At 63.2% G+C, this 20,061-nt stretch carries 15 protein-coding genes and 8 pseudogenes; 3 read left to right on the top strand and 20 right to left on the bottom strand.

The annotated features are described in order from the left end of the window. Positions 1–3 precede the first annotated feature (3 nt). From G6N41_RS23915 to G6N41_RS23890, 6 genes and pseudogenes are all read right to left on the bottom strand, one after another. Positions 4–604: pseudogene (locus G6N41_RS23915) on the bottom strand (IS5 family transposase); the annotation flags it as partial. 148 nt (positions 605–752) lie between these two features. After that, positions 753–1,286 (bottom strand): annotated as a pseudogene (locus tag G6N41_RS23905) (acylphosphatase); the annotation flags it as partial. 1 nt (position 1,287) lies between these two features. Next, positions 1,288–1,551: a HypC/HybG/HupF family hydrogenase formation chaperone gene (locus tag G6N41_RS23900; protein WP_198965858.1), complete on the bottom strand. Its 264-nt coding sequence runs from the start codon at positions 1,549–1,551 to the stop codon at positions 1,288–1,290. A gap of 14 nt (positions 1,552–1,565) precedes the next feature. After that, positions 1,566–2,066 (bottom strand): hydrogenase maturation protease, encoded by a 501-nt coding sequence (locus G6N41_RS23895; protein ID WP_198965857.1) that lies wholly within the window; start codon positions 2,064–2,066, stop codon positions 1,566–1,568. Positions 2,067–2,081: 15 nt separating this feature from the next. After that, a complete protein-coding gene (locus tag G6N41_RS30175) occupies positions 2,082–2,201 on the bottom strand; it encodes a DUF6893 family small protein (protein WP_407663670.1) in 120 nt (39 codons plus the stop codon). Further along, positions 2,189–2,551 (bottom strand): annotated as a pseudogene (locus tag G6N41_RS23890) (hypothetical protein); the annotation flags it as partial. The gene G6N41_RS30175 and the pseudogene G6N41_RS23890, both read right to left, overlap by 13 nt. 46 nt (positions 2,552–2,597) lie before the next feature. Here G6N41_RS23890 and G6N41_RS23885 point away from each other — a divergent pair. Further along, positions 2,598–3,471: pseudogene (locus G6N41_RS23885) on the top strand (IS5 family transposase). Between the two features lie 11 nt (positions 3,472–3,482). Here G6N41_RS23885 and G6N41_RS23880 read toward each other — a convergent pair. The 9 genes and pseudogenes from G6N41_RS23880 to G6N41_RS23840 form a co-directional block, all read right to left on the bottom strand. Beyond that, positions 3,483–3,728: pseudogene (locus G6N41_RS23880) on the bottom strand (NifU family protein); the annotation flags it as partial. A 3-nt stretch (positions 3,729–3,731) separates the two neighbouring features. After that, a pseudogene (locus tag G6N41_RS23875) lies at positions 3,732–5,531 on the bottom strand (nickel-dependent hydrogenase large subunit). A 49-nt stretch (positions 5,532–5,580) separates the two neighbouring features. After that, positions 5,581–6,636, bottom strand: coding sequence for an NADH-quinone oxidoreductase subunit B family protein (locus G6N41_RS23870; protein WP_198965856.1), 1,056 nt, complete (start codon positions 6,634–6,636; stop codon positions 5,581–5,583). A gap of 319 nt (positions 6,637–6,955) precedes the next feature. Next, a complete protein-coding gene (gene hypB, locus G6N41_RS23865; RefSeq protein ID WP_198965855.1) occupies positions 6,956–7,723 on the bottom strand; it encodes a hydrogenase nickel incorporation protein HypB in 768 nt (255 codons plus the stop codon). A gap of 28 nt (positions 7,724–7,751) precedes the next feature. Then, positions 7,752–8,087, bottom strand: coding sequence for a hydrogenase maturation nickel metallochaperone HypA (locus G6N41_RS23860; protein ID WP_198965854.1), 336 nt, complete (start codon positions 8,085–8,087; stop codon positions 7,752–7,754). A 91-nt stretch (positions 8,088–8,178) separates the two neighbouring features. Continuing rightward, entirely contained in the window at positions 8,179–9,297 is a 1,119-nt protein-coding gene (gene nicT, locus G6N41_RS23855; protein ID WP_198965853.1) for a Nickel transporter NicT, read from the bottom strand. Positions 9,298–9,485: 188 nt separating this feature from the next. After that, positions 9,486–10,034, bottom strand: a complete 549-nt coding sequence (locus tag G6N41_RS23850; protein WP_231608572.1) for a hypothetical protein — start codon at positions 10,032–10,034, stop codon at positions 9,486–9,488. Positions 10,035–10,039: 5 nt separating this feature from the next. Continuing rightward, entirely contained in the window at positions 10,040–10,459 is a 420-nt protein-coding gene (locus G6N41_RS23845; protein ID WP_198913147.1) for a hypothetical protein, read from the bottom strand. Positions 10,460–10,531: 72 nt separating this feature from the next. Further along, positions 10,532–10,747 (bottom strand): hypothetical protein, encoded by a 216-nt coding sequence (locus G6N41_RS23840; RefSeq protein WP_198968062.1) that lies wholly within the window; start codon positions 10,745–10,747, stop codon positions 10,532–10,534. Positions 10,748–10,889: 142 nt separating this feature from the next. Here G6N41_RS23840 and G6N41_RS23835 point away from each other — a divergent pair, with 142 nt between their 5' ends. Further along, positions 10,890–11,384 (top strand): Fur family transcriptional regulator, encoded by a 495-nt coding sequence (locus G6N41_RS23835; RefSeq protein WP_012393671.1) that lies wholly within the window; start codon positions 10,890–10,892, stop codon positions 11,382–11,384. 6 nt (positions 11,385–11,390) lie between these two features. Here G6N41_RS23835 and mtr read toward each other — a convergent pair whose 3' ends face one another. The 3 genes and pseudogenes from mtr to G6N41_RS23820 all read right to left on the bottom strand — a co-directional run bounded on the left by mtr (position 11,391) and on the right by G6N41_RS23820 (position 13,881). Continuing rightward, positions 11,391–12,770 (bottom strand): mycothione reductase, encoded by a 1,380-nt coding sequence (gene mtr / locus G6N41_RS23830; protein WP_198965852.1) that lies wholly within the window; start codon positions 12,768–12,770, stop codon positions 11,391–11,393. 60 nt (positions 12,771–12,830) lie between these two features. After that, a pseudogene (locus G6N41_RS23825) lies at positions 12,831–13,702 on the bottom strand (IS5 family transposase). Positions 13,703–13,728: 26 nt separating this feature from the next. After that, positions 13,729–13,881 (bottom strand): hypothetical protein, encoded by a 153-nt coding sequence (locus G6N41_RS23820; RefSeq protein WP_198965851.1) that lies wholly within the window; start codon positions 13,879–13,881, stop codon positions 13,729–13,731. A gap of 394 nt (positions 13,882–14,275) precedes the next feature. Here G6N41_RS23820 and G6N41_RS23815 point away from each other — a divergent pair, with 394 nt between their 5' ends. Further along, positions 14,276–17,011 (top strand): AMP-binding protein, encoded by a 2,736-nt coding sequence (locus G6N41_RS23815; RefSeq protein WP_231608687.1) that lies wholly within the window; start codon positions 14,276–14,278, stop codon positions 17,009–17,011. Positions 17,012–17,285: 274 nt separating this feature from the next. Here G6N41_RS23815 and G6N41_RS23810 read toward each other — a convergent pair whose 3' ends face one another. Beyond that, a complete protein-coding gene (locus G6N41_RS23810; protein ID WP_407663669.1) occupies positions 17,286–19,433 on the bottom strand; it encodes an MMPL/RND family transporter in 2,148 nt (715 codons plus the stop codon). Further along, positions 19,405–20,031: pseudogene (locus G6N41_RS30170) on the bottom strand (MMPL family transporter); the annotation flags it as partial. The gene G6N41_RS23810 and the pseudogene G6N41_RS30170, both read right to left, overlap by 29 nt. Positions 20,032–20,061: the final 30 nt, after the last annotated feature.

The raw sequence follows: 20,061 nt of genomic DNA, 5'->3' as shown, positions 1-20,061 counted from the left end.
CTGCTAATTGCGGACGCGGTGGTAGGTGATGATGGCGGCCAGGGTGGCACCGCCGAGGTAGGTCAGGGCGTATTTGTCGTAGCGGGTGGCGACCGCGCGCCAGTGTTTGAGCCGGTTGAAGCTTCGCTCGACGGTGTTGCGGTGCTTGTAGATTCGGCCTGAGAACCCCGGAGGCCGTCCTCTGTTGCGGCCTTTGGCTTTGCGGCGGGTGATCTGGTCGCTGCGCTCGGGGATGGTATGGGCGATCTTGAGCCGGCGCAGCTGTGCCCGCGTCGAGTCATGGGAGTACGCCTTGTCCGCCAGCAGGTGAAACGGGGCGTATGAGTTGCTGCACCGGGCGGCCAGCAGTGGCCAAAGCATCGGATTATCACCGGCTTGACCGGCCGACAGTGCCAGGGTGACCGGACTGCACAGCTGGTCGGTCAAGGCGTGGATCTTGGTAGTCAGCCCGCCGCGGGAACGCCCAATGGCGTGGTCATCGGGCTCATCGAGATATTTCTTGTAATTCGACAGATCCCCCTGTGCGGCGCCCGGGGCGCGCTCCGGCTGCGTGTTGGTGGGCGCGCACACTGGTCGAATCGACCGACAACAGTGCGCCCAGGTCGGCGTCCTCGTTCCACGGCCGGCCACGCCGCCGCCCCGCAGGCAACACCGCCACGATCAGCGACCACAAATCATCAGAAATCGCATGCGTCCGCATCACCCAAACAGCATCAGCCAAAACACCATTCACATTAAGCAGACACGCCCTAGGCGGCGCACCGCTCGCACATCGGGAATGCCGACATGGTGGTGCCCGGACGGTCGTAGGGCAGCGTGCGGATGACGGTCAATCTCGGCCCGCAATTGGTGCAGGTCACGAACGGGTGCCGAAAGCGTCGGTCCCGCGGGTCGAAAAGCTCGCGCAGGCAGTCGTCGCACACCGCGATATCCGGCGGAATCGGTGTTGTCGCACCGGTTGCGCCCTGGCTGGCAACGATCCGGAAGCCGGCGGCACCGGCCTGCAGCGCCAACTCGGTAGCCGAGACCGAGCTGATGCGGGCCAACGGCGGAGCGTCTGCGCGCAATCGGCGCGCAAACTCGACCAGCCCGGCGCGCCCGCCCTGTACCTAGATGAAGACCGCCGCCGAGTCATTGCCGGCGAACCCGGACAGACCCAGCTCGCTGGCCAGTTGGTGGACGAAGGGGCGAAAACCCACTCCCTGGACGACACCGGTCACCGTGAAACGCTGTCGGGTCTCGGCGCACCGCACCATCGCGGGCCGCAGCAGGGGGAGGCCGGCCATGTCAGCCGCCGTCGGTGAAGTCGGTGTCGGTTCTGCCGCGGCCCATCAACTCCAGACCGGCCATCGCTTGTTCGGCGCCGGCCCGATCCGTTTTCTCGAAGGCGAAGCCCATGTGAATGATCACCCAGTCACCGGGTGAAAATGTCTCCTCCGGCAGCATGCCGATATTGACTTTCCGCGCCTCGCCGGTGACCTCGACCAACGCCAATTGCCCCTCGTACCCGTCGAGGATCCTGATTACTTGACCGGGTATGCCCAGGCACATGCTCAGACCTCCTCTCAGGTCGACTGCGCGGTCGCGGGACCCTGTAGCGCCGCCACGATCTCCTCGACCGCTCGCGCGGCGCGGGGGACGGCCTTGGCGACGGGTTCGGTGAGGCCGATACCTTCCTCGACGCTACCCGCCTCGCATCCGACGACAACGGTGTAGGGCGGATTGCCGCCTAGCGCCCGCAGATTGGCGAACACCGTTCCCGGATCCATGCCGTGGGCGCCCAGGCCGGGCGCCTCTGACCAGGACGCTTGATCTGCCTCGAAATCGGCTTGGAAGACGTGCAGGGTGCCCGGATTGCCGTGGCTGGGTACCGCGTCGACGAGCACCAGGGTGTCCCAGCTGTCCAGCAGGTCGTAGGCCAAGTGCATGCCGCGGATGCCGTAGTCGATGACGCGCACACCCGGATCGTTCTGCGGGATGTCGGCTCGCCGGACCACTTCGGAGCCAAATCCGTCATCCCCCAGAAAGATATTGCCGATTCCGGCTACCAGGATGCGTGCTGTCATCGGGCTGGCGGGAGGCTACATGCGCCGCGGCCTGAGGTAGCGACGGGCGTCCGGTAGCGATACCACGCCCATCACCACCGCGGCCGCCACGACCAGCGCGATGATGCCAAGGAAGATCCAGCCTAAGATCTCCATATCGAACTCCTTTCGTTGCTGGTTTGTTCGGATTCCAACGGCTCGACTTCGTCGGGGGAGAAGTACAGGTAGCGCCCGTACCAATCATGCAGATCGGCGGCGGGATCGTCCTCCACCACGACCCCGACGTGGCGGTTGCCCTCAACGTCCTCATGCACCTAGGTGACCCGCGCGATCTTGCCGGCAACAAAGATGTCCTGAGCGTCGGCGTTGCGCCTGGGGTGTAGCCGGACACGGCTGCCCCGCGCGACCCGGACCCCGTTCACCAGCACGCCGTCCAGCTCGGGCCGAACCGCTTTGTCGGCCATGGGATCCCACCAGTCGACTCCCTCGGGCAGCTCAGGGACTAGGGCGTGTCTGCTTAATGTGAATGGTGTTTTGGCTGATGCTGTTTGGGTGATGCGGACGCATGCGATTTCTGATGATTTGTGGTCGCTGATCGTGGCGGTGTTGCCTGCGGGGCGGCGGCGTGGCCGGCCGTGGAACGATCATCGACGTACTCTGGAGGGCATTATCTGGCGTTACCGTACGGGATCTCCGTGGTGTGACCTGCCCGAGCACTTCGGTCCCTGGCAATCGGTGGCCGAGAGGCATCTACGCTGGTCGGTCGATGGCATCTACGCGCGGATCTTCGCGGCGATCGCCTCTGACCTCGACGCCGAGGACGCCGACCTGGGCGCACTGTTGTCGGTCGATTCGACCAGTGTGCGCGCCCACCGACACGCAGCCGGAGCGCGCTCCGGGCGCCGCACAGGGGGATCTGTCGAATTACAAGAAATATCTCGATGAGCCCGATGACCACGCCATTGGGCGTTCCCGCGGCGGGCTGACTACCAAGATCCACGCCTTGACCGACCAGCTGTGCAGTCCGGTCACCCTGGCACTGTCGGCCGGTCAAGCCGGTGATAATCCGATGCTTTGGCCATTGCTGGCCGCCCGGTGCAGCAACTCATACGCCCCGTTTCGCCTGCTGGCGGACAAGGCGTACTCCCATGACTCGACGCGGGCACAGCTGCGCCGGCTCAAGATCGCCCATACCATCCCCGAGCGCAGCGACCAGATCACCCGCCGCAAAGCCAAAGGCCGCAACAGAGGACGGCCTCCGGGGTTCTCAGGCCGAATCTACAAGCACCGCAACACCGTCGAGCGAAGCTTCAACCGGCTCAAACACTGGCGCGCGGTCGCCACCCGCTACGACAAATACGCCCTGACCTACCTCGGCGGTGTCACCCTGGCCGCCATCATCACCTACCACCGCGTCCGCAATTAGCAGACAGGACCTAGGTCGATGTGCGCGTCCGGGTCCAGACCAGGCTGGGAGAGCAGCCGCATGATCCGCTCGAGCCCGGCTCCGTAGAGGCCGACCACCTCCCGGACCAGTTGCGAAGCGCGCTCCTGCGCGGCGGTTCCGCCGGCCGCGCAGGAGTCCAGGAGTGTCTGGATCCGATCGCCCGCTGTACGCCACTGCACGTCGCTTTCCGAAATTACCTGGGTAGGTTCCGAGGGGGTTTCCGGGCGATCCGCCATGTGTCACTCCCCGACGGGTGACTGTGTTGGTGTGTGCAGTCTCTCCAGGGTTTTGCCCTTTGCCAGATACATGTGCACCCCGCAAGGCAGGCACGGGTCGAAGCTACGCACGGTGCGCATGACATCGATGCCCTTGAAGTTTTCCCGGTCGTTCTCTTCCAAGATCGGCTGGCCCTGCACGGCATCTTCGTAGGGGTCTGGGGTGCCAAAGCTGTCGCGCGGGTTGGCATTCCACGGGGTGGGCGGATACGGGTGGTAGTTGGCGATCTTGCCGTCGCGAATCACCAGATGGTGGCTCAGCACCCCACGCACGGCCTCGGTGAACCCGCATCCGATGCCCTCGTCGGGTACCTCGAATTTCTCTCAGGTCTTGGTGCGCCCGGCCCGGATCTCGGCGAGTGCTTTCTCGGCGAAGTGCAGGGCGCACGCCGCGGCGTAGGCCTGGAAATAGGTGCGGGCGCGGTCGCGCTCGATGGTGTTGCTGCCGTGCTTGGGTGCCTTCCACTCAAACTCGACCGGGCCCTTCAGCGCGGTCTTGGGCAGGTTGATCTTGACGCTGTTGCCGGTGGCCTTGACGTAGCCGATGTCGACCAGGCCGGCCAGGGCCGTCGCCCACAGCCGGGCCAGCGGACCGCCACCGGTGTCCAGGGCCAGGTGATCCTTGCCGTCAAACCAGCGCGGCGACATCACCCAGCTGTACTTGCCGCCATCCATTTCCCGCTTCTGGGGATGCGGGTTGGTGTGCTGGTTCCACGGGTGGCGTCGATCCACCTTGTTGCCTAGGGGATCGGTCTTGACAAACATCTCCTGGTCGGTCCAGTCGTCGTAATACGAACTGCCCAAAAGGATCCGGATACCCAGGTTGATGTCCACGAGCGAGTGGGTGACCAGCTTGCCGTCGACCACAACACCCGGGGTTACAAACATGGCGTTACCCCAGCGTTCCATGTCCTTGTATTCGAAGTTGCACACCTCGGGATCCTGGAAGGAGCCCCAGCAGCCGAGCAGCGTGCGGCGCAGGCCCACCTTCTCGTAGCTGGGCAGGGCGTCGTAGAAGAAGTCGAACAGATCGTCGTGTAGCGGGACGACCTTCTTCATGAACTCCACGTAGCGCATCAGACGCGTCATGTAGTCGGTCATCAACTGGATGGTCGCGACCGTGCCGACCCCACCCGGGTACAGCGTGGAGGGGTGCACGTGGCGACCTTCCATCAGACAAAACATCTCTCGGGTCCAGCGACTGACTTGCAGGGCTTCGCGATAGAACTCGCCGCTGAACGGGTTGAGCGAACGCATGATGTCGGCGATGGTCTTGTATCCGTGCGCGTCGGCATGTGGCGCTTCGGTCTTTTCCGCTTTGGCGAGCACTCCGGGGTTGGTTTCGGAGACCATCTTTTCGCAGAAGTCCACGCCGACCAGGTTCTCTTGGAAGATGTTGTGGTCGAACATGTACTCGGCGGCCTCACCGAGGTTGACGATCCATTCACCCAGGTGCGGCGGCCGGACTCCGTAGGCCATGTTCTGCGCGTAGCACGAACAGGTGGCGTGGTTGTCACCGCAGATGCCGCAGATGCGGCTGGTGATGAAGTGGGCGTCGCGGGGATCCTTGCCTTTCATGAAGATGGAGTAGCCGCGGAAAATAGACGAAGTGCTGTGGCACTCGACGACTTCGCGGTTTTCGAAATCTATCTTGGTGTAGATGCCGAGGCTGCCCACGATTCGGGTGATCGGATCCCACGCCATTTGGACGAGCTGGCCGGGTTCGCGCTTGGCAGTGGTGGGCTCGGGGACGATAGTTGTCATCGGAGTCTCTCTGTCTAGAACAAGATGGAGTGCCGGTCGGTTCGTCGAACTACCAGGTGCGGCGGGCTCCAGTGGTGAGTTGGGTGCCCTTGTGGCGCCAGCGCGGTTCCTTGTCGACGGTGCGTTCGGTGATATTGCGCAGACTGCGGATCACCGTTCCGTACAGACCCGACGCGGTGCTGGACAACTTGCCGCCCGGCGGCTCGTCCATGAACGGCATGAACTTGTCCGGGAATCCCGGCATCGTGCAACCGATGCAAATGCCGCCGACGTTCGGGCAACCCCCGATGCCGTTGATCCAGCCGCGCTTGGGCACGTTGCACTTCACAACGGGACCCCAACAGCCCAGTTTGACAATGCATTTCGGTGAACCGTATTCGGTGGCGAAGTCTCCCTGCTCGTAGTAACCGGCCCGGTCGCAGCCCTCGTGCACGGTGTTGCCGAACAACCACTTGGGGCGCAGCGCGTCGTCGAGCGGAATCATCGGTGCCTGCCCGGTGGCCATGTAGAGCAGATACGTCAGGGTCTCCGACAGGTTGTCCGGGTGAATCGGGCAGCCGGGAACGCAGACGATCGGGATGCCGGCCTTGCTCTTCCAGTCCCAGCCCAGGTAGTCGGGCACCCCCATCGCCCCGGTCGGATTGCCGGCCATCGCGTGGATACCGCCGTAGGTGGCGCATGTTCCCACGGCGACGACAGCGGTGGCGTTGGGCGTTAGCCGATCAAGCCATTCGCTGGTGGTCATCGGCTGACCGGTCGCCGGGTCGTTGCCGAACCCGCACCAGTAGCCCTCGTTCTTGATCTTCTCGTTGGGAATCGACCCTTCCACGACGAGCACGAAGGGCTCCAATTCACCGCGTTCAGCCTTGAAGAACCACGCGAGAAAGTCGTCCGCGCCCCCGCTGGGCCCACATTCAAAATCGATCAATGGCCAGTGGACAGCGACCTGAGGCAGGCCCGGAAGTGCGCCTAATGCGATTTCCTCGACGCTGGGCTGGGTGGCGGCAGTCAACGCCACCGAATCGCCGTCACAACTAAGACCTGCATTGATCCACAGAACATGGATCAAGGTTTCTTCTGCTTTGACTGCTGCTTCTGTTGGCATGCTGCAGCTTTCCGGGGCGGGCTGAAGCCCCTCACGCTGCCGGAGTCGACCTTCGGCCCACTTGCGCAGCGTTGTTTTTGGGTTTACCCCGGTTGCCGAGCCTTGTCAATGGTTCGCAGTTAGAACACCAAGCAATGTGGCAAGAAAGCCATTGCATGGCCCATCGTTTGTGCCGAATCTGCTTCGAGCAGCAAAGTATTCATGACTTCTGGCCCATCCGATGAGCCCCGGCGAGCGGCTCGGCGGACCATTGTTGGGATTTCTGCAAATCATTTGCAGCTGAATTAATGCGCGCCGCCAATTGCATGCGTAAAGAGGTCTATTCCGGCGGTAGGCCTTGCGCGAATCGGCGCAACCAGTCGAACCAGGCGGTCATGCCGGCCCCGGTGCGTGCACTCACCGGCAGGATTGTTGCGTGCGCGTTGACCTCTCGGATGTGCGCGACGTATGTGTCGACGTCAGCGTCCAGATAGGGCACCAGATCGATCTTGTTCAGCAGCACCACATCCACACAGCGGAACATCACCGGGTACTTCAGCGGCTTGTCCTCGCCTTCGGTCACCGAGTACACCATGGCCTTGGCATGCTCGCCGACATCGAACTCCGCCGGACAGACCAGATTGCCGACGTTCTCGACGATCACCAGGTCCAGGTTCGGCAGGTCCAGACCCGGTAGGGCGCGGTTGACTATTGGCGCGTCGAGGTGGCATTCCCCGCCAAATCCGTTGCTGGTGTTCAGCAGCGATACCTGTGCGCCGCGACCACTGAGTTTGGCGGCGTCCAGATCGGTGGCGATGTCGCCTTCGATCACCCCGATGGCGAACTCGCTGGCGAGCTGGTCGAGGGTGGCTTGCAGCACTGTCGTCTTACCCGACCCGGGGGAGCTCATCAGGTTGAGCGCGCGGATCCCGTTGGTCTCGAAAGCCCTCCGGTTGAGATCGGCGCGCACGTCGTTTTCGGCGAAGATTTCTTCCAACACTTCGATTCGCGCCGGTCCCGTCTGATAGCCGGTGTGATCGCCGTGCTGGTGATGTTCGTGCTCGTGGGTGTGCACCGTGCCGTCGTCGTGACGGTGAAATCTACCCATGCTGGAAACCGTTCATCTTGACTACCTTTCACGAGACATCCAGCGATGTCACCAGGAACTCGTTGCCGTGTAGCACCTCTACATCGGAACTGTCACACTGCGGACACCAGATCGACCACGCCGAGGTGATCTCCGACTGCTGGCCACAGGCGCGACAGCGGACCTCGGCGGTGACGCACTCGAGTTCCAACTCGGCGTCGGGCATGTTCTGCGAGTCGCGCACCAGGGTCCAGCAGAACGACAAAGACTCCGGGACCACCTGCCTCAGCGCACCGACACGCACCCGGACCACCTCGACGTGGCGACCGTCGGCATGCGTCTTGACCACGTTGGCGATCGCCTCAGACAGGGCTAGTTCATGCATGGGCGGCAAACGGAGCTCATGTGCCTGTTCTACACCGTGGACCCGCACCGGGGCCATCAGCCCGGGACACAGCGGTGGGGTGCGGCACGGGTCAGGTCGCGCTATTTGCCGCGGCGGTCCACTTCTCTTCGATGCCGCCGAAGCGCCAGACCAGCATGGCGGCGGCCCAGGTGACCACAAACATGCCGACGACCAGGAAACCGACCAGGTTCAGGTTCAGACCGGCGATCCAATCCCAGAATGCACCCCGCCAGCCGAATTCGTCGGCGAAGAGGCCAAGTAACTCGACGCTTCCGATCAGCAGCGCCACTGCCACCGACAGTGCGGTGATGGTGATGTTGTAGTAGATCTTGCGCACCGGGTTGGAGAACGCCCAGCCATAGGCGAAGTTCATGAACGAACCGTCGATGGTGTCCAGCAGGCACATGCCCGCGGTGAACAGCACCGGCAAACACAGGATCGCGTACCAGGGCAATCCGGCCGCCGCGCTGGTGCCGGCGAGCACCAGCAGCGCGATTTCGGTAGCGGTATCGAACCCGAGTCCGAACAGCAATCCCACCGGATACATGTGCCAGGACTTGGTGATCGAGTTGGTGAACCGGCCCAGCAGCCGGTTGATCAGTCCTCGGTTGTTCAGCTGCTCCTCGAGTTCGGCCTCGCTGAACTCGCCGCGCCGCAACCGGAAGAAAACGCGCAGGATGCCGGCCAGAATGATGACGTTGAGGATGGCGATCAGATATAGGAACAGCCCGGAGACGCTGGTGCCGATCAGGCCCGTGTAGTGGTGCAGCCTCGAGGAGTCCTCTCGGACCGGGCCGATGATGGTCTTGATCCCGGTTGCCAGCAGGACCGCTAGGCCGAAAACCACGGTGGAGTGGCCCAGGGAGAAGAAGAATCCGGTGGCCAACGGACGCTGGCCGTCGTTCATCAGCTTGCGGGTTGTGTTGTCGATCGCGGCAATGTGGTCGGCATCGAAGGCATGTCGCATGCCCAGCGTGTAGGCGGTCACTCCGATCCCGATACCGAAGGCCCTGCTGCCCACGGCAAGCTGCGCCGGCTCCACCAAGAAAACCAGCGTGCCCCAGCCGACGACATGCAGCGCGGCGATGAAGGCGAACATCGCGCCCAGGCGCCGCCATTCCGGCGGCGTCAGGGTGCTGTGCAGCCTGGACCACCACGAAGAGCGTGAGACGAGGTCATTGCTGGCCATGTCGGTCCTTCCGGCACTGGGCACGACGCAACAATCAGACTGTAGGTTCGTCCCCGAGCTGGATGCAAGTCAATTGCAAGAACGCCGCCGCGGCGGCACCGCCGTGTTCCATCCCCGTGATGCATCAAGTCAAGATGCCTGCGAAACCTGGTTCATGCATCAGGTAAGGAATGCCCGCGAAATCGGGGTCAGGTGGTGGTCTTGCTTTTGATGCGGATGCCGGCTTTGAGGGCGGGTAGAGCGGCGGGTATGGCGGTGAGGTAGAGCTGTTCGGTCTTGTCTTTGGCGAGTCTGAGCAGGGCGGCTTGCAGGTCGGCGATCTGGTGGGCGATCGCGGCGGGGTTGAGGCTGTTGCGGTAGGTGAGCAGCTCTGTTTGTTGGGCCGCTGAGAGGACTCCGGCGGCCAGCAGCCGGTCCAGGGGGGTCTGGGGCTTGTCGTAGAGCCGGCGGCGGTGACCGTCGCGGCTGCAGCCGTAGCTGATGGGTTTGATGGTGGGGGTCAGGTAGTTGAGCCGGTCGTTGACCAGGTGCCACAGCCGGTTGAGCACGGCGCGTTCTTCGTCGGTGTCGTAGCGGTAGTAGAACCCGTAGCGACGCACGAGGTGGTTGTTTTTGGACTCGATGGTGGCCTGGTCGTTCTTCTTGTAGGGTCGTGAGCGGGTGAAGAAGATCTCCATGTCCGCGGCCCACTTGATGACCGCCTTATTGAGGAATTCGGTGCCGTTGTCGAAGTCCAAACCCGTTACCTTATAGGGATTTTAGTAATTCCGGTTTTGAGGGCGCCCAGGATGTGGGGGTGGGCGTTGTTGCGCACCGTGCGGGTGAACACCCAGCCGATGTGCATGTCGGTGAGGTTGACCGTGCGGGCGAACTCACCTTTCAGTGTCGGGCCGCAGTGCGCCACGGTGTCGCCTTCGAAGAACCCCGGAGATTCTTCGGCCTCATCGCCTGCTTTGCAGATGGTGATCGAGGACCGCAGCAGCGGGGAGGGTTTCGTCGTCGACACACCCGAGATCTGGTCGCGGGCCTTGGCGCCGCGCAGGTAGCGGTCGATCGTGGCGCTGCTCATCGCCAACAGCTCGGCACGCACCGCCGGGCCGTAACGGTCACGGCCGTCCACCAGTTCGCCGTGGCGTTCTAGAGCATCCAACTGAAGTGCCATGGAAGCGGCCAGGTACCGGCCGCACTGCCCGCCTGAGGCCGCCCACACCTTCTGCAACACCTTGAGCGCATCCTAGGAGTACTTCGGATTGCGTTGCCGGCGAGTCCGTTTGGCGACCTGCCGACCCGCTCCCGGCGGCGCGGCCGCCGCCCTCAACCGCCGCCGGGCGTTGTCACGCGACCAGCCGGTGACCGCCACCACCTGATCCAGAATCTGCCCCTTGTCCGCCTTCGGCGCCCCCACATACGCCCTGGCGAACTTCGCGGTGATCTCGGCCCGAGACGACATCGACAGCCCACTTCCCATGCCTGCTGAGGATCGACCGTTTCGCGGGCATTTTTACGTGATCCACCGAGGACGCTTCACGGGCATTTCTCGTGATGCTTGCCGATCACTGGCATTCCCGGGGGATGGGCGCGACACTGAATAGGTGACGACAACGCCGCCGGGGCTGGACCCGGCCGTCACCGAACGCATCGGAGAGTTGCTGCGCGCTCGCGGGTTGCGGCGGATGGCGTCGCGCATCCAGGTGTTGGCGGTGCTCGAACCGGTCAACGGGCACCTGTCGGTGGCCGAGATCCATCAACGGCTGGCCGCGCGGCTTCCCGCCGGTGCACAGCCGCCGGACCTGGCAACCATTTATCGCACCGTCACCACTCTGGTGCAGCAGGGGGTGCTGCACGCGCTGACCCTCGATGGGGGCGTCACCACCTACGGACTGGCCACCGCCGCCCACCACCACGCGGTATGCACCAAATGCGCGGCGATCATCGAAGTACCCGCACGACAGCTGAGCTCGGCGCTGGAGCAGGCGATGGCGGGCAGTTCTTTCGCGCTCTCGGAGCGCGCCGGACTGACGCTGCGCGGGTTGTGTCCGGCGTGTCAAGACAGTGTGGCGGACAAGCCGGAACAGGCAGACCGCTAGTCGAGGTCAGCGCAGATTCAACAGGGCGTTTTCGATCACCTCGGGCAGCGCGGGATGAATCCAGTACTGGCCGCGGGCCATCTCGGCCGCGGTCAGCCCGAAACTCATCGCCTGAATCAACGGTTGGATCACCGTCGATGCGTGATAGCCCATGATGTGGGCGCCCAAGAGCCGACCGGTGGCGCGGTCGCCCACGAGCTTCACGAACCCGGTCGTGTCCTCCATCGCCCAGCCGTACCCGACGTCGGCGTACTCCTGTATCGCAACGGTGATATCGAGGCCCTTTGCCACGGCTTCATTTTCGGTCAACCCGACCCCAGCCAGTTGCGGGCTGGTGAACACCGCAGCGGGGACAAACCGGTGGTCGGTGACGGCCATCGACTCGGTGTCGTCCCAGTGGCAAAGCAGATTCTGCTGCACAACGCGGGCTTCATGGTTGGCTACGTGCTTGAGCTGGTACGGCGAGGACACGTCTCCGAGCGCGAAAACCCCACGCGCGGAAGTCCGTTGGTACTGGTCGACCACTACTCGGCCGTCGGCGACCGCGACGCCGGCTTGCTCGGCATCGATCAGATCGGCGTTGGAAACCCGCCCGGTCGCCACCAGGAGCAGGTCGGCGTCGATGGTTGAGCCGTCGTCGAGCTGCAGCACGACGCCCGAGCCACGGTTTTCCCCGCCCACGATGTTGAGGTGCGTGCGTAGTTCCCACTTGGTCGACGCGATGCGGGTAAACCGCTCACAGATGGTGTCGTCGCAATGGCGTAGCAGACAGCTGCCCCGGATCACCAAGGTGACTCGTGCGCCGAGCGTGGAGAACACATGCGCGAATTCGGCAGCCACAAAACCACTTCCAACGATCACGACGTGTTCGGGCAACTCGGCGATACGCATGACGGTGTCGCTGGTGTGATACTTCAGGCCGGATTCGGCGATGGCCTGGGGAACCACCGGCCGTGACCCGGCCGCGATCACCACCTGGTCAGCGGTGAACTCATCGCCGGCCGCAGTCCGCAACAGGTAGCGTCCGTCAGCCTGGGTCGGCCCGAACCGGGTATGGGAGCCGTATACATCGATGTTGGGTGCCGAGCGTCGGTAGTCCTCGCCGCTGTGCGCGATTGGATCGATACGGCCGAAGACCCGCGAGACAATGTCGTCCCAGCGCACCTGGTCGATGTGCGCGTCGACGCCGTAGCGCGACGCGCCCCGAATGGTCTGGGCCACCTCGGCGGCGTAGACGAACATCTTTGTTGGCAGGCACCCGACGTTGAGGCAGGTGCCGCCGAAGGTGCCTTGCTCGCAGATCGCTGCTCGCTTTCCGGCATAGCGCTCGTCGAGAATGCTATTGCCCGAGCCCGTTCCGATGATCGCGAGGTCGTAGGTTTCCATTCTGGGCCGTTTACCCTTTCCCCGGACGATGCCGAGACGTCGGTGTCTAGGTCCTGTCTGCTAATTGCGGACGCGGTGGTAGGTGATGATGGCGGCCAGGGTGACACCGCCGAGGTAGGTCAGGGCGTATTTGTCGTAGCGGGTGGCGACCGCGCGCCAGTGTTTGAGCCGGTTGAAGCTTCGCTCGACGGTGTTGCGGTGCTTGTAGATTCGGCCTGAGAACCCCGGAGGCCGTCCTCCGTTGCGGCCTTTGGCTTTGCGGCGGGTGATCTGGTCGCTGCGCTCGGGGATGGTATGGGCGATCTTGAGCCGGCGCAGCTGTGCCCGCGTCGAGTCATGGGAGTACGCCTTGTCCGCCAGCAGGCGAAACGGGGCGTATGAGTTGCTGCACCGGGCGGCCAGCAATGGCCAAAGCATCGGATTATCACCGGCTTGACCGGCCGACAGTGCCAGGGTGACCGGACTGCACAGCTGGTCGGTCAAGGCGTGGATCTTGGTAGTCAGCCCGCCGCGGGAACGCCCAATGGCGTGGTCATCGGGCTCATCGAGATATTTCTTGTAATTCGACAGATCCCCTGTGCGGCGCCCGGGCGCGCTCCGGCTGCGTGTTGGTGGGCGCGCACACTGGTCGAATCGACCGACAACAGTGCGCCCAGGTCGGCGTCCTCGGCGTCGAGGTCAGAGGCGATCGCCGCGAAGATCCGCGCGTAGATGCCATCGACCGACCAGCGTAGATGCCTCTCGGCCACCGATTGCCAGGGACCGAAGTGCTCGGGCAGGTCACACCACGGAGATCCCGTACGGTAACGCCAGATAATGCCCTCCAGAGTACGTCGATGATCGTTCCACGGCCGGCCACGCCGCCGCCCCGCAGGCAACACCGCCACGATCAGCGACCACAAATCATCAGAAATCGCATGCGTCCGCATCACCCAAACAGCATCAGCCAAAACACCATTCACATTAAGCAGACACGCCCTAGTTGGCGATAGGCTATCTGGCCCGGCTGTCCGGTCGGAAAGAAGACGTCGTGTTGGGCGCACTCGTCGATGAGCTGGTGGGTGGCATCGCCCGCCCCGCGGATCCACGCGCGCCAAGGACCGATCCTCAAGGCACGCAATGCTTGTCGAGATGATGCAGCGGGATCTCGGCTCGACTCGAGGGGGCGCATGCGCGCCTTTGCCCGGGGGTTGCGTCGTCGGCCACTTCCTCGGAAATGGGCCATTCGAGCGTGTTCGAGTTTGCGAGAAATATGTAAATGTAGATTCAGGTTCTATCGACAATATAATTGGCACCACCATCTCTTCTTCCGCTTGATACCGACGGGCATCCCGGCGTCAAACAGGCCCCTCGAGGGTGCTCCAAAGTCGCGGTACCGAGAATCTTGGTTTGGCCGCCGAGGCGATCGGCGAACTGTTACCGTTCCACGCAGTGGAGCGGCCATCGGATTTGCGCCACTGATTGATGTCCGAATGATTTCATGTACAACTACTGAGGCCACAGCTATGTCGTTACTTCTAGACCGGTTTAGGGAACTCGCGGCGTGCATACCCGCCAACACCGCCATCTCGTTTGTCAACGAAAAAGGGCGAGTCGCCGAATCGATGAGCCGTGCTGATGTGGTGAGCGACATGGGCGAGGTGGCCGAGTTTCTGCGGCACCACTGCGGACTGGAGCCGGGGGACCGGGCGATCCTTGCATATCCATCCGGTCTGGACTTCGTGCGCTGCCTGATCGGATGCCTCGCAGCGGGGGTTGTTCCCGTCCCGATCTACCCGCCGGACCCGATCAACCCTCAGAAGACCGTCGACCGGATGCAGCGGGTGGTGGCCAGCAGCGGTGCGAAAGCGGTGCTGACGAGTCGGCGGTATGCGAACGCTCGCCGGCTCGGAACAGCCAGGTCCATCGTCACCGGAAGCACGGTTGGCTGGCCTGGGGATCTGCCCTGGCACATCACCTCGCGGGGTATCGGCGGCCGCCGAATGCGCGGACCGGGCACCCCCGGCGCGCCGGGCCGCGGCTGGTCGCCGAGCCTTGACGCCCCCGCTTTGCTGCAATACACCTCGGGCTCCACCTCAGACCCCAAGGGTGTCGTAATCACCAATGGCAACCTGGCGCATCAGGTCGATTTCAACCGTCGGTTGCTAGGGCCCGGACTGGATGCCCGGGGCGTCTTCTGGCTCCCGCCGTATCACGACTTCGGACTCATCAGCGTGATCCTGAGCGGTTTGGCGGGCAGTGGCGAGGTCACCCTGATGTCGCCGTTGACCTTCCTGCAACGGCCCGCGCTGTGGTTCGACGTCATGGATCGGGTGCGTGCCACCCACACCGCCGCCCCCAACTTTGCCTACGAACTGGCGGTGCGTAAGACCACCGCCGAGCAACGTGCGGCATGGGATCTGAGTTCGCTGCAGGTGGTTATGAGCGCGGCCGAACCGGTACGCGAGGACACCACCAGCCGTTTCCTGGATGCCGTCAGCGGAACCGGGCTGCGTCGCGATGCATTCTGCCCCGCCTATGGCCTGGCCCAGCACACCGTCGCCGTCACGATGTTCGGGCGTTCGACGCTCAGTGTCGACCGCCATCAGCTGGAGACGCAGCGGCTGGCGGTTCCTGCCGATGGTCCCGGTAGCCAGGTGCTGATTGGTTGCGGCCAGGTGGCCGACGACGTCGACGTGCGCATCGTGGACCCCGAACTCCACGTGCCGCTGGCCGACGGGCAGGTCGGCGAAATCTGGGTGGATTCTCCGAGTAAGGCGGCGGGCTACTGGGGATTGCCGGACAAGAGCCGCGACACCTTCGGCGCCCGTCTCGCCGGGTCTGACGACAGCCGCAGCTACCTGCGAACCGGTGACCTGGGACTCCTGCATGACGGCGAGCTGTATGTGTGCGGTCGCCTCAAAGACCTGCTCATCCTGGCCGGGCGCAACATCCATCCCCAAGACATCGAGGAGAGCCTGCGTGACTGTCACCCAGCCATCAGGCCGGGCGGGATCGCAGCCTTCGCAGTCGATGCCGGCGATGCCGGCGAGGTCGAGGGGCTTGCGGTGCTCGTCGAGGTGAAAGCCGATATCGCCACCGAGATGTTGTCGGGGGTGGCCGATGAGGTGCAGGCAGTTGTCTTGAAGAACCACCAGTTGCGCTGCTCGGCGGTGGTGGTCGCGCCGCCCGGCAGCGTGAGCAAGACGACCAGCGGGAAAGTGCAGCGTGCCAGATGCCGCACCCGCCTGCTGGACGGCACCCTGGAAGCCGAGGCGCTGCTGGTGGCACGCCTCGAGGACGCGGGGCCGCCGGACGTGCCCGACGACGAACTGGGGACGGCCGGCCCAGTGGTCACATCGGCCGGAGCCTGGCCGGCAGCTCCGGGCGACCCGCTACTGGCGTCGGTGCGCGACCAGGTGGCCGCGGTCTTCGGAATTCGGGCTGCCCGTGTCGACATCGACCAACCCCTCAGTGAGCAGGGCCTGGACTCGGTCGGGTTCGTGAAACTGGCTTCGCGCCTGAGCCAGGCGTTCGACCGGGATGTGCCTCCGGTGGACGTCTTCAACCACCTGACCGTTCGAGGCCTGGCTCACATTTTGAGGGACGCTGAGGTGGCGGGTTGCGAACACCACCCGCCGCAAGCTTTGCTGCAGCACCCCAACCCGGCCCGGTGCGGTCCGGCTGGGGATGGGGACGACGCATCAACCAGGGATTCGTTCGAAGCGCTCCTCAAGGGGGCGATCACCACAGGGCGGATCAGCGAGGGAATGCACTTGCTGCGTTCGGCGTCTCAGCTACGACTGGCGGTTCAATCCGAGTCCGGCGCCCGGACCTGGCCGACCGCCGTTCCGACGACCTTCACCAGCGGGCCCAAGGCTCCCCATCTGATCTTCCTGTGCACGTCGGTCTTCAGCAGCGGAGTGTATAACTATGCAAAAATTGCGTCAGAATTCAGGGGAGTGCGAGCCGTCTCGGCCATACCCTTGCCCGGTTTCGCCCGCGGTGAGCCACTGCCCGACTCCCCGGAAGCCGCGGTTGAGTGCCTCGCTCGGATCGTCGTCGAACTGGTCGGTGATGAGCCTTTCGTCCTCGCGGGGCAATCATCGGGTGGAAAGTTCGCCTATGCTCTCGGCAAACGTTTTGAGGATGTCAGAAATCGCAATCTCGCCGGTGTGGATTTGCTCGATAGTCACAAGGAATCCGATCTCGAACTAACTGAACTTCTCACCAGAGAAATACTTTATGACGTGTACGAGTAAAGTGGCGGACAGGATCTATTTCATGCCACCAGGCTAACTGCCGTAGTCAGCTGGTCGGATCTGCTTCCAAATATGTACGATGGGCCTCTTGAATCCGATGTGCTATTCGTGCAATGCACCCGGCCGTGGGTGATGCCTTATGGCGCGGGTGATATTACGTATCCCGCCACCGAGCCTTGGTCGCCATCGAATACCGTGCGCACGGTCGCGGTGGACCACGTTTCGCTGCTCGTCGAAGGGGCGAAACCCGCATCGCAGATCCTCGAGGAGTGGATCAGCCGGGGCTGAGGGTCTCAGTCGACAAGGCGCGCAGCCGCCGGGTTGGGTGACGTGCGCCAAGCGATGGCAAATGATCCGGGGGATCAGGCAGGCGGGGTTTGACTGCGGTGGGCCTGGTTGGCCGGGTTCGCACCTGCAGCGGCCACCAGAACCAGCGCCCGAGTAGCGCGGCGATGGACGGCGTCATGAATGCGCGCACGATCAGGGTGTCGAACAGCAGGCCCAGACTGATGGTGGTGCCGACTTGGCCGATGATCCGCAGATCGCTGACGATCATCGAGGCCATGGTGATGGCGAACACCAGTCCCGCATTCGTCACCACCTTGCCGGTACCGCCGATCGCACGGATGATGCCGGTATTGAGGCCGGCGCCGATCTCCTGCTTGAACCTGGAGACCAGAAGCAGGTTGTAGTCGGATCCCACCGCCAACAGCACAATCACCGACATCGGAAGCACCAGCCAGTGCAATTTGATGCCGAAAATGTGTTGCCAGACCAATACGGATAGGCCAAAGGAAGCGCCCAATGACAGCGCCACCGTGCCGACGATGACGGTGGCGGCGATAAGGGCTCGGGTGAGGATGAGCATGATGATGAGAATGAGGCACAGGGAAGCGATTCCCGCGATCAGAAGATCCCATTTAGCGCCTTCGGAGAGGTCCTTGGATACGGCCCCGATTCCGGTCAGATAAATCCTCGAGTCTTCTAATGGCGAGCCCTTCAGCGACTCCTCGGCAGCGGTGCGTATCAGGTCGATGCGGGCAATTCCTTCAGGCCTGTCGGGGTCTCCACGGTGCAAAATAATAAACCGAGCCGCATGCCCGTCGGGGGATAGAAATAGTTTCATTATGCGTTTGAAGTTCGCGTTGGTGAACACCTCGGGGAGATAGAACGAGTCGTCGTTGTTCGCGGTGTCGAACGCTTTCCCCATGGCCGTCGAGTTTGCGCTCAGCTCGTCCATCTGGTCGTAGATCCCGATCATGGTGCTATGCATGGTCAGGACGATGTCCCGTACCGTCTCCAGGGCTTCGATCTGCGGTGGGATCTGGGCGGCCGTCAGCGGCATGAGCCGGTCCATGGTTTTCACGTCGCCCAGCAGGTCGGTTAGTTCGTCGCTGATCTTGTCGACGCCGTCGAGCGCGTCGAATATCGATCGCAGCGACCAGCACATCGGGACTCCGTTGCAGTGCTTATCCCAGTAGAAATAGCTCCGGATCGGTCGCCAGAAATCATCGAAGTCCGCAATATGATCGCGCAACTCATCGGTGACATCCTTTATCTGGCCGGTGTCGATGACCGTCTGATGCATCGTGTCCGACATTTGCATCATCAAGTCATACATGCGTTTCATCACGGTGATGGACTTGCCGATCGCATCAGCCTGTCTGAGTAGGTCGTCCATTCGGTCACGTTGATAGTTGAAATTTTGCATCTGACTGGCGTTTCGCATGCTGATCTGAAACGGGATCGACGTGTGATCCATCGGCTTTCCTTCGGCCCGGGTTATCCCCTGGACACGGGAAATCCCGGGAATCCGGAAGATTTCCTTTGCGACCTTGTCCAAGACCAGAAAGTCGGCTGGATTCCGCAGATCGTGATCCGACTCGATCAGCAACGCCTCGGGCTTCATCCGCGACTGAGAGAAATGTCGATCCGCGGCGGCGAATCCCTGGTTGGCTGGGGTGAAGCCCGGGGTGTAGTCCCGGTTGTTGTAGCTGGTCGTGTACGCGGGCAGAGCGAGCAGACCGATCAGCGCGGTTGCGATCGTGGCAGCCAGAACGGGCCCCGGCCAGCGAACCACGACGGTGCCGATCCGTCGCCAGCCGCGAATCTTGATCATGCGTTTGGGGTCGAATACCCCGAAACGGCTGCCGATGGCAAGCACCGCCGGTCCTAACGTCAGGGCGACCACCACCGCTAGCAGCATCCCGACCGCGCAGGGGATACCTAGCGTTCGAAAGTAGGGCAGCCGGGCCAGGCTGAGGCAAGACGTCGCCCCCGCGATCGTCAGCCCCGAGCCCGCGATGACGTGGGCGACCCCCCCGGTACATCGTGTAGAACGCCGTCTCGCGGTCTTCGCCGGCCTGGCGGGCTTCCTGATAGCGCCCGATGATGAAGATCCCGTAGTCGGTGCCGGCGGCAATCGCCAGCGAAGTCAGCAGGCTCACGGCGAAGGTGGAAAGCGCAATGGCCCCGACCTGCCCGAGTAGCGCGACTACTCCACGGGTCACCGTGAATTCGGCTCCGACGGTGAGCAATAGCAGGACCACCGTGAGCGGCGAACGGTACACCCAGAGCAACATGATGAATATGACCGCGGCGGTCGTGACGGTGATTCTCGCCAAAGACCTGTCGCCACTGTGCTGCATGTCAGCCACCAGTGCCGCTGTCCCGGTGACGTAGACCGCGATCCCGGGCGGCGGCTTGGCGCCGTCAACGATGCTGCGGACAGCTTCGACGGATTCGTTGCCCAGCGGCTCACCCTGGTTGCCGGCCAGATTCAGCTGGACATAAGCGGCCTTGTCATCGGCACTCTGCGACCCGGAAGCGGTAAGCGGATCCCCCCAGAAATCCTGGACGTGCTGCACGTGCCTGGTATCGCCACGCAACCTACGGACCAGATCGTCGTAGTACTTGTGGGCGTCGGTGCCGAGGGGCTGGTCGCCTTCCAGAACAATTGTCACGATGCTGTCGGAATCCGATTCCTTGAACACCGCCCCGATCCGGTGTATAGCCTGCATCGCCGGCGCGTCGCGGGGAGTCAATGACAC

The organism is Mycobacterium shottsii (genome assembly GCF_010728525.1).
In the GTDB taxonomy this organism is placed as follows: domain Bacteria; phylum Actinomycetota; class Actinomycetes; order Mycobacteriales; family Mycobacteriaceae; genus Mycobacterium; species Mycobacterium marinum.
Note: the sequence above shows the minus strand (reverse complement) of the source record. Positions and strands in the feature narration are given on the sequence as shown.

Bases quoted from the DNA above. Each gene is read 5' to 3' on its own strand.
- G6N41_RS23895 (WP_198965857.1), bottom strand. From the start codon at position 2,066: ATGACAGCACGCATCCTGGTAGCCGGAATCGGCAATATCTTTCTGGGG.
- G6N41_RS23900 (WP_198965858.1), bottom strand. From the start codon at position 1,551: ATGTGCCTGGGCATACCCGGTCAAGTAATCAGGATCCTCGACGGGTAC.
- nicT (WP_198965853.1), bottom strand. From the start codon at position 9,297: ATGGCCAGCAATGACCTCGTCTCACGCTCTTCGTGGTGGTCCAGGCTG.
- hypB (WP_198965855.1), bottom strand. From the start codon at position 7,723: ATGGGTAGATTTCACCGTCACGACGACGGCACGGTGCACACCCACGAG.
- G6N41_RS23845 (WP_198913147.1), bottom strand. From the start codon at position 10,459: ATGGCACTTCAGTTGGATGCTCTAGAACGCCACGGCGAACTGGTGGAC.
- G6N41_RS23840 (WP_198968062.1), bottom strand. From the start codon at position 10,747: ATGTCGTCTCGGGCCGAGATCACCGCGAAGTTCGCCAGGGCGTATGTG.
- G6N41_RS30175 (WP_407663670.1), bottom strand. From the start codon at position 2,201: ATGGAGATCTTAGGCTGGATCTTCCTTGGCATCATCGCGCTGGTCGTG.
- G6N41_RS23815 (WP_231608687.1), top strand. From the start codon at position 14,276: ATGTCGTTACTTCTAGACCGGTTTAGGGAACTCGCGGCGTGCATACCC.
- G6N41_RS23860 (WP_198965854.1), bottom strand. From the start codon at position 8,087: ATGCATGAACTAGCCCTGTCTGAGGCGATCGCCAACGTGGTCAAGACG.
- mtr (WP_198965852.1), bottom strand. From the start codon at position 12,770: ATGGAAACCTACGACCTCGCGATCATCGGAACGGGCTCGGGCAATAGC.
- G6N41_RS23870 (WP_198965856.1), bottom strand. From the start codon at position 6,636: ATGCCAACAGAAGCAGCAGTCAAAGCAGAAGAAACCTTGATCCATGTT.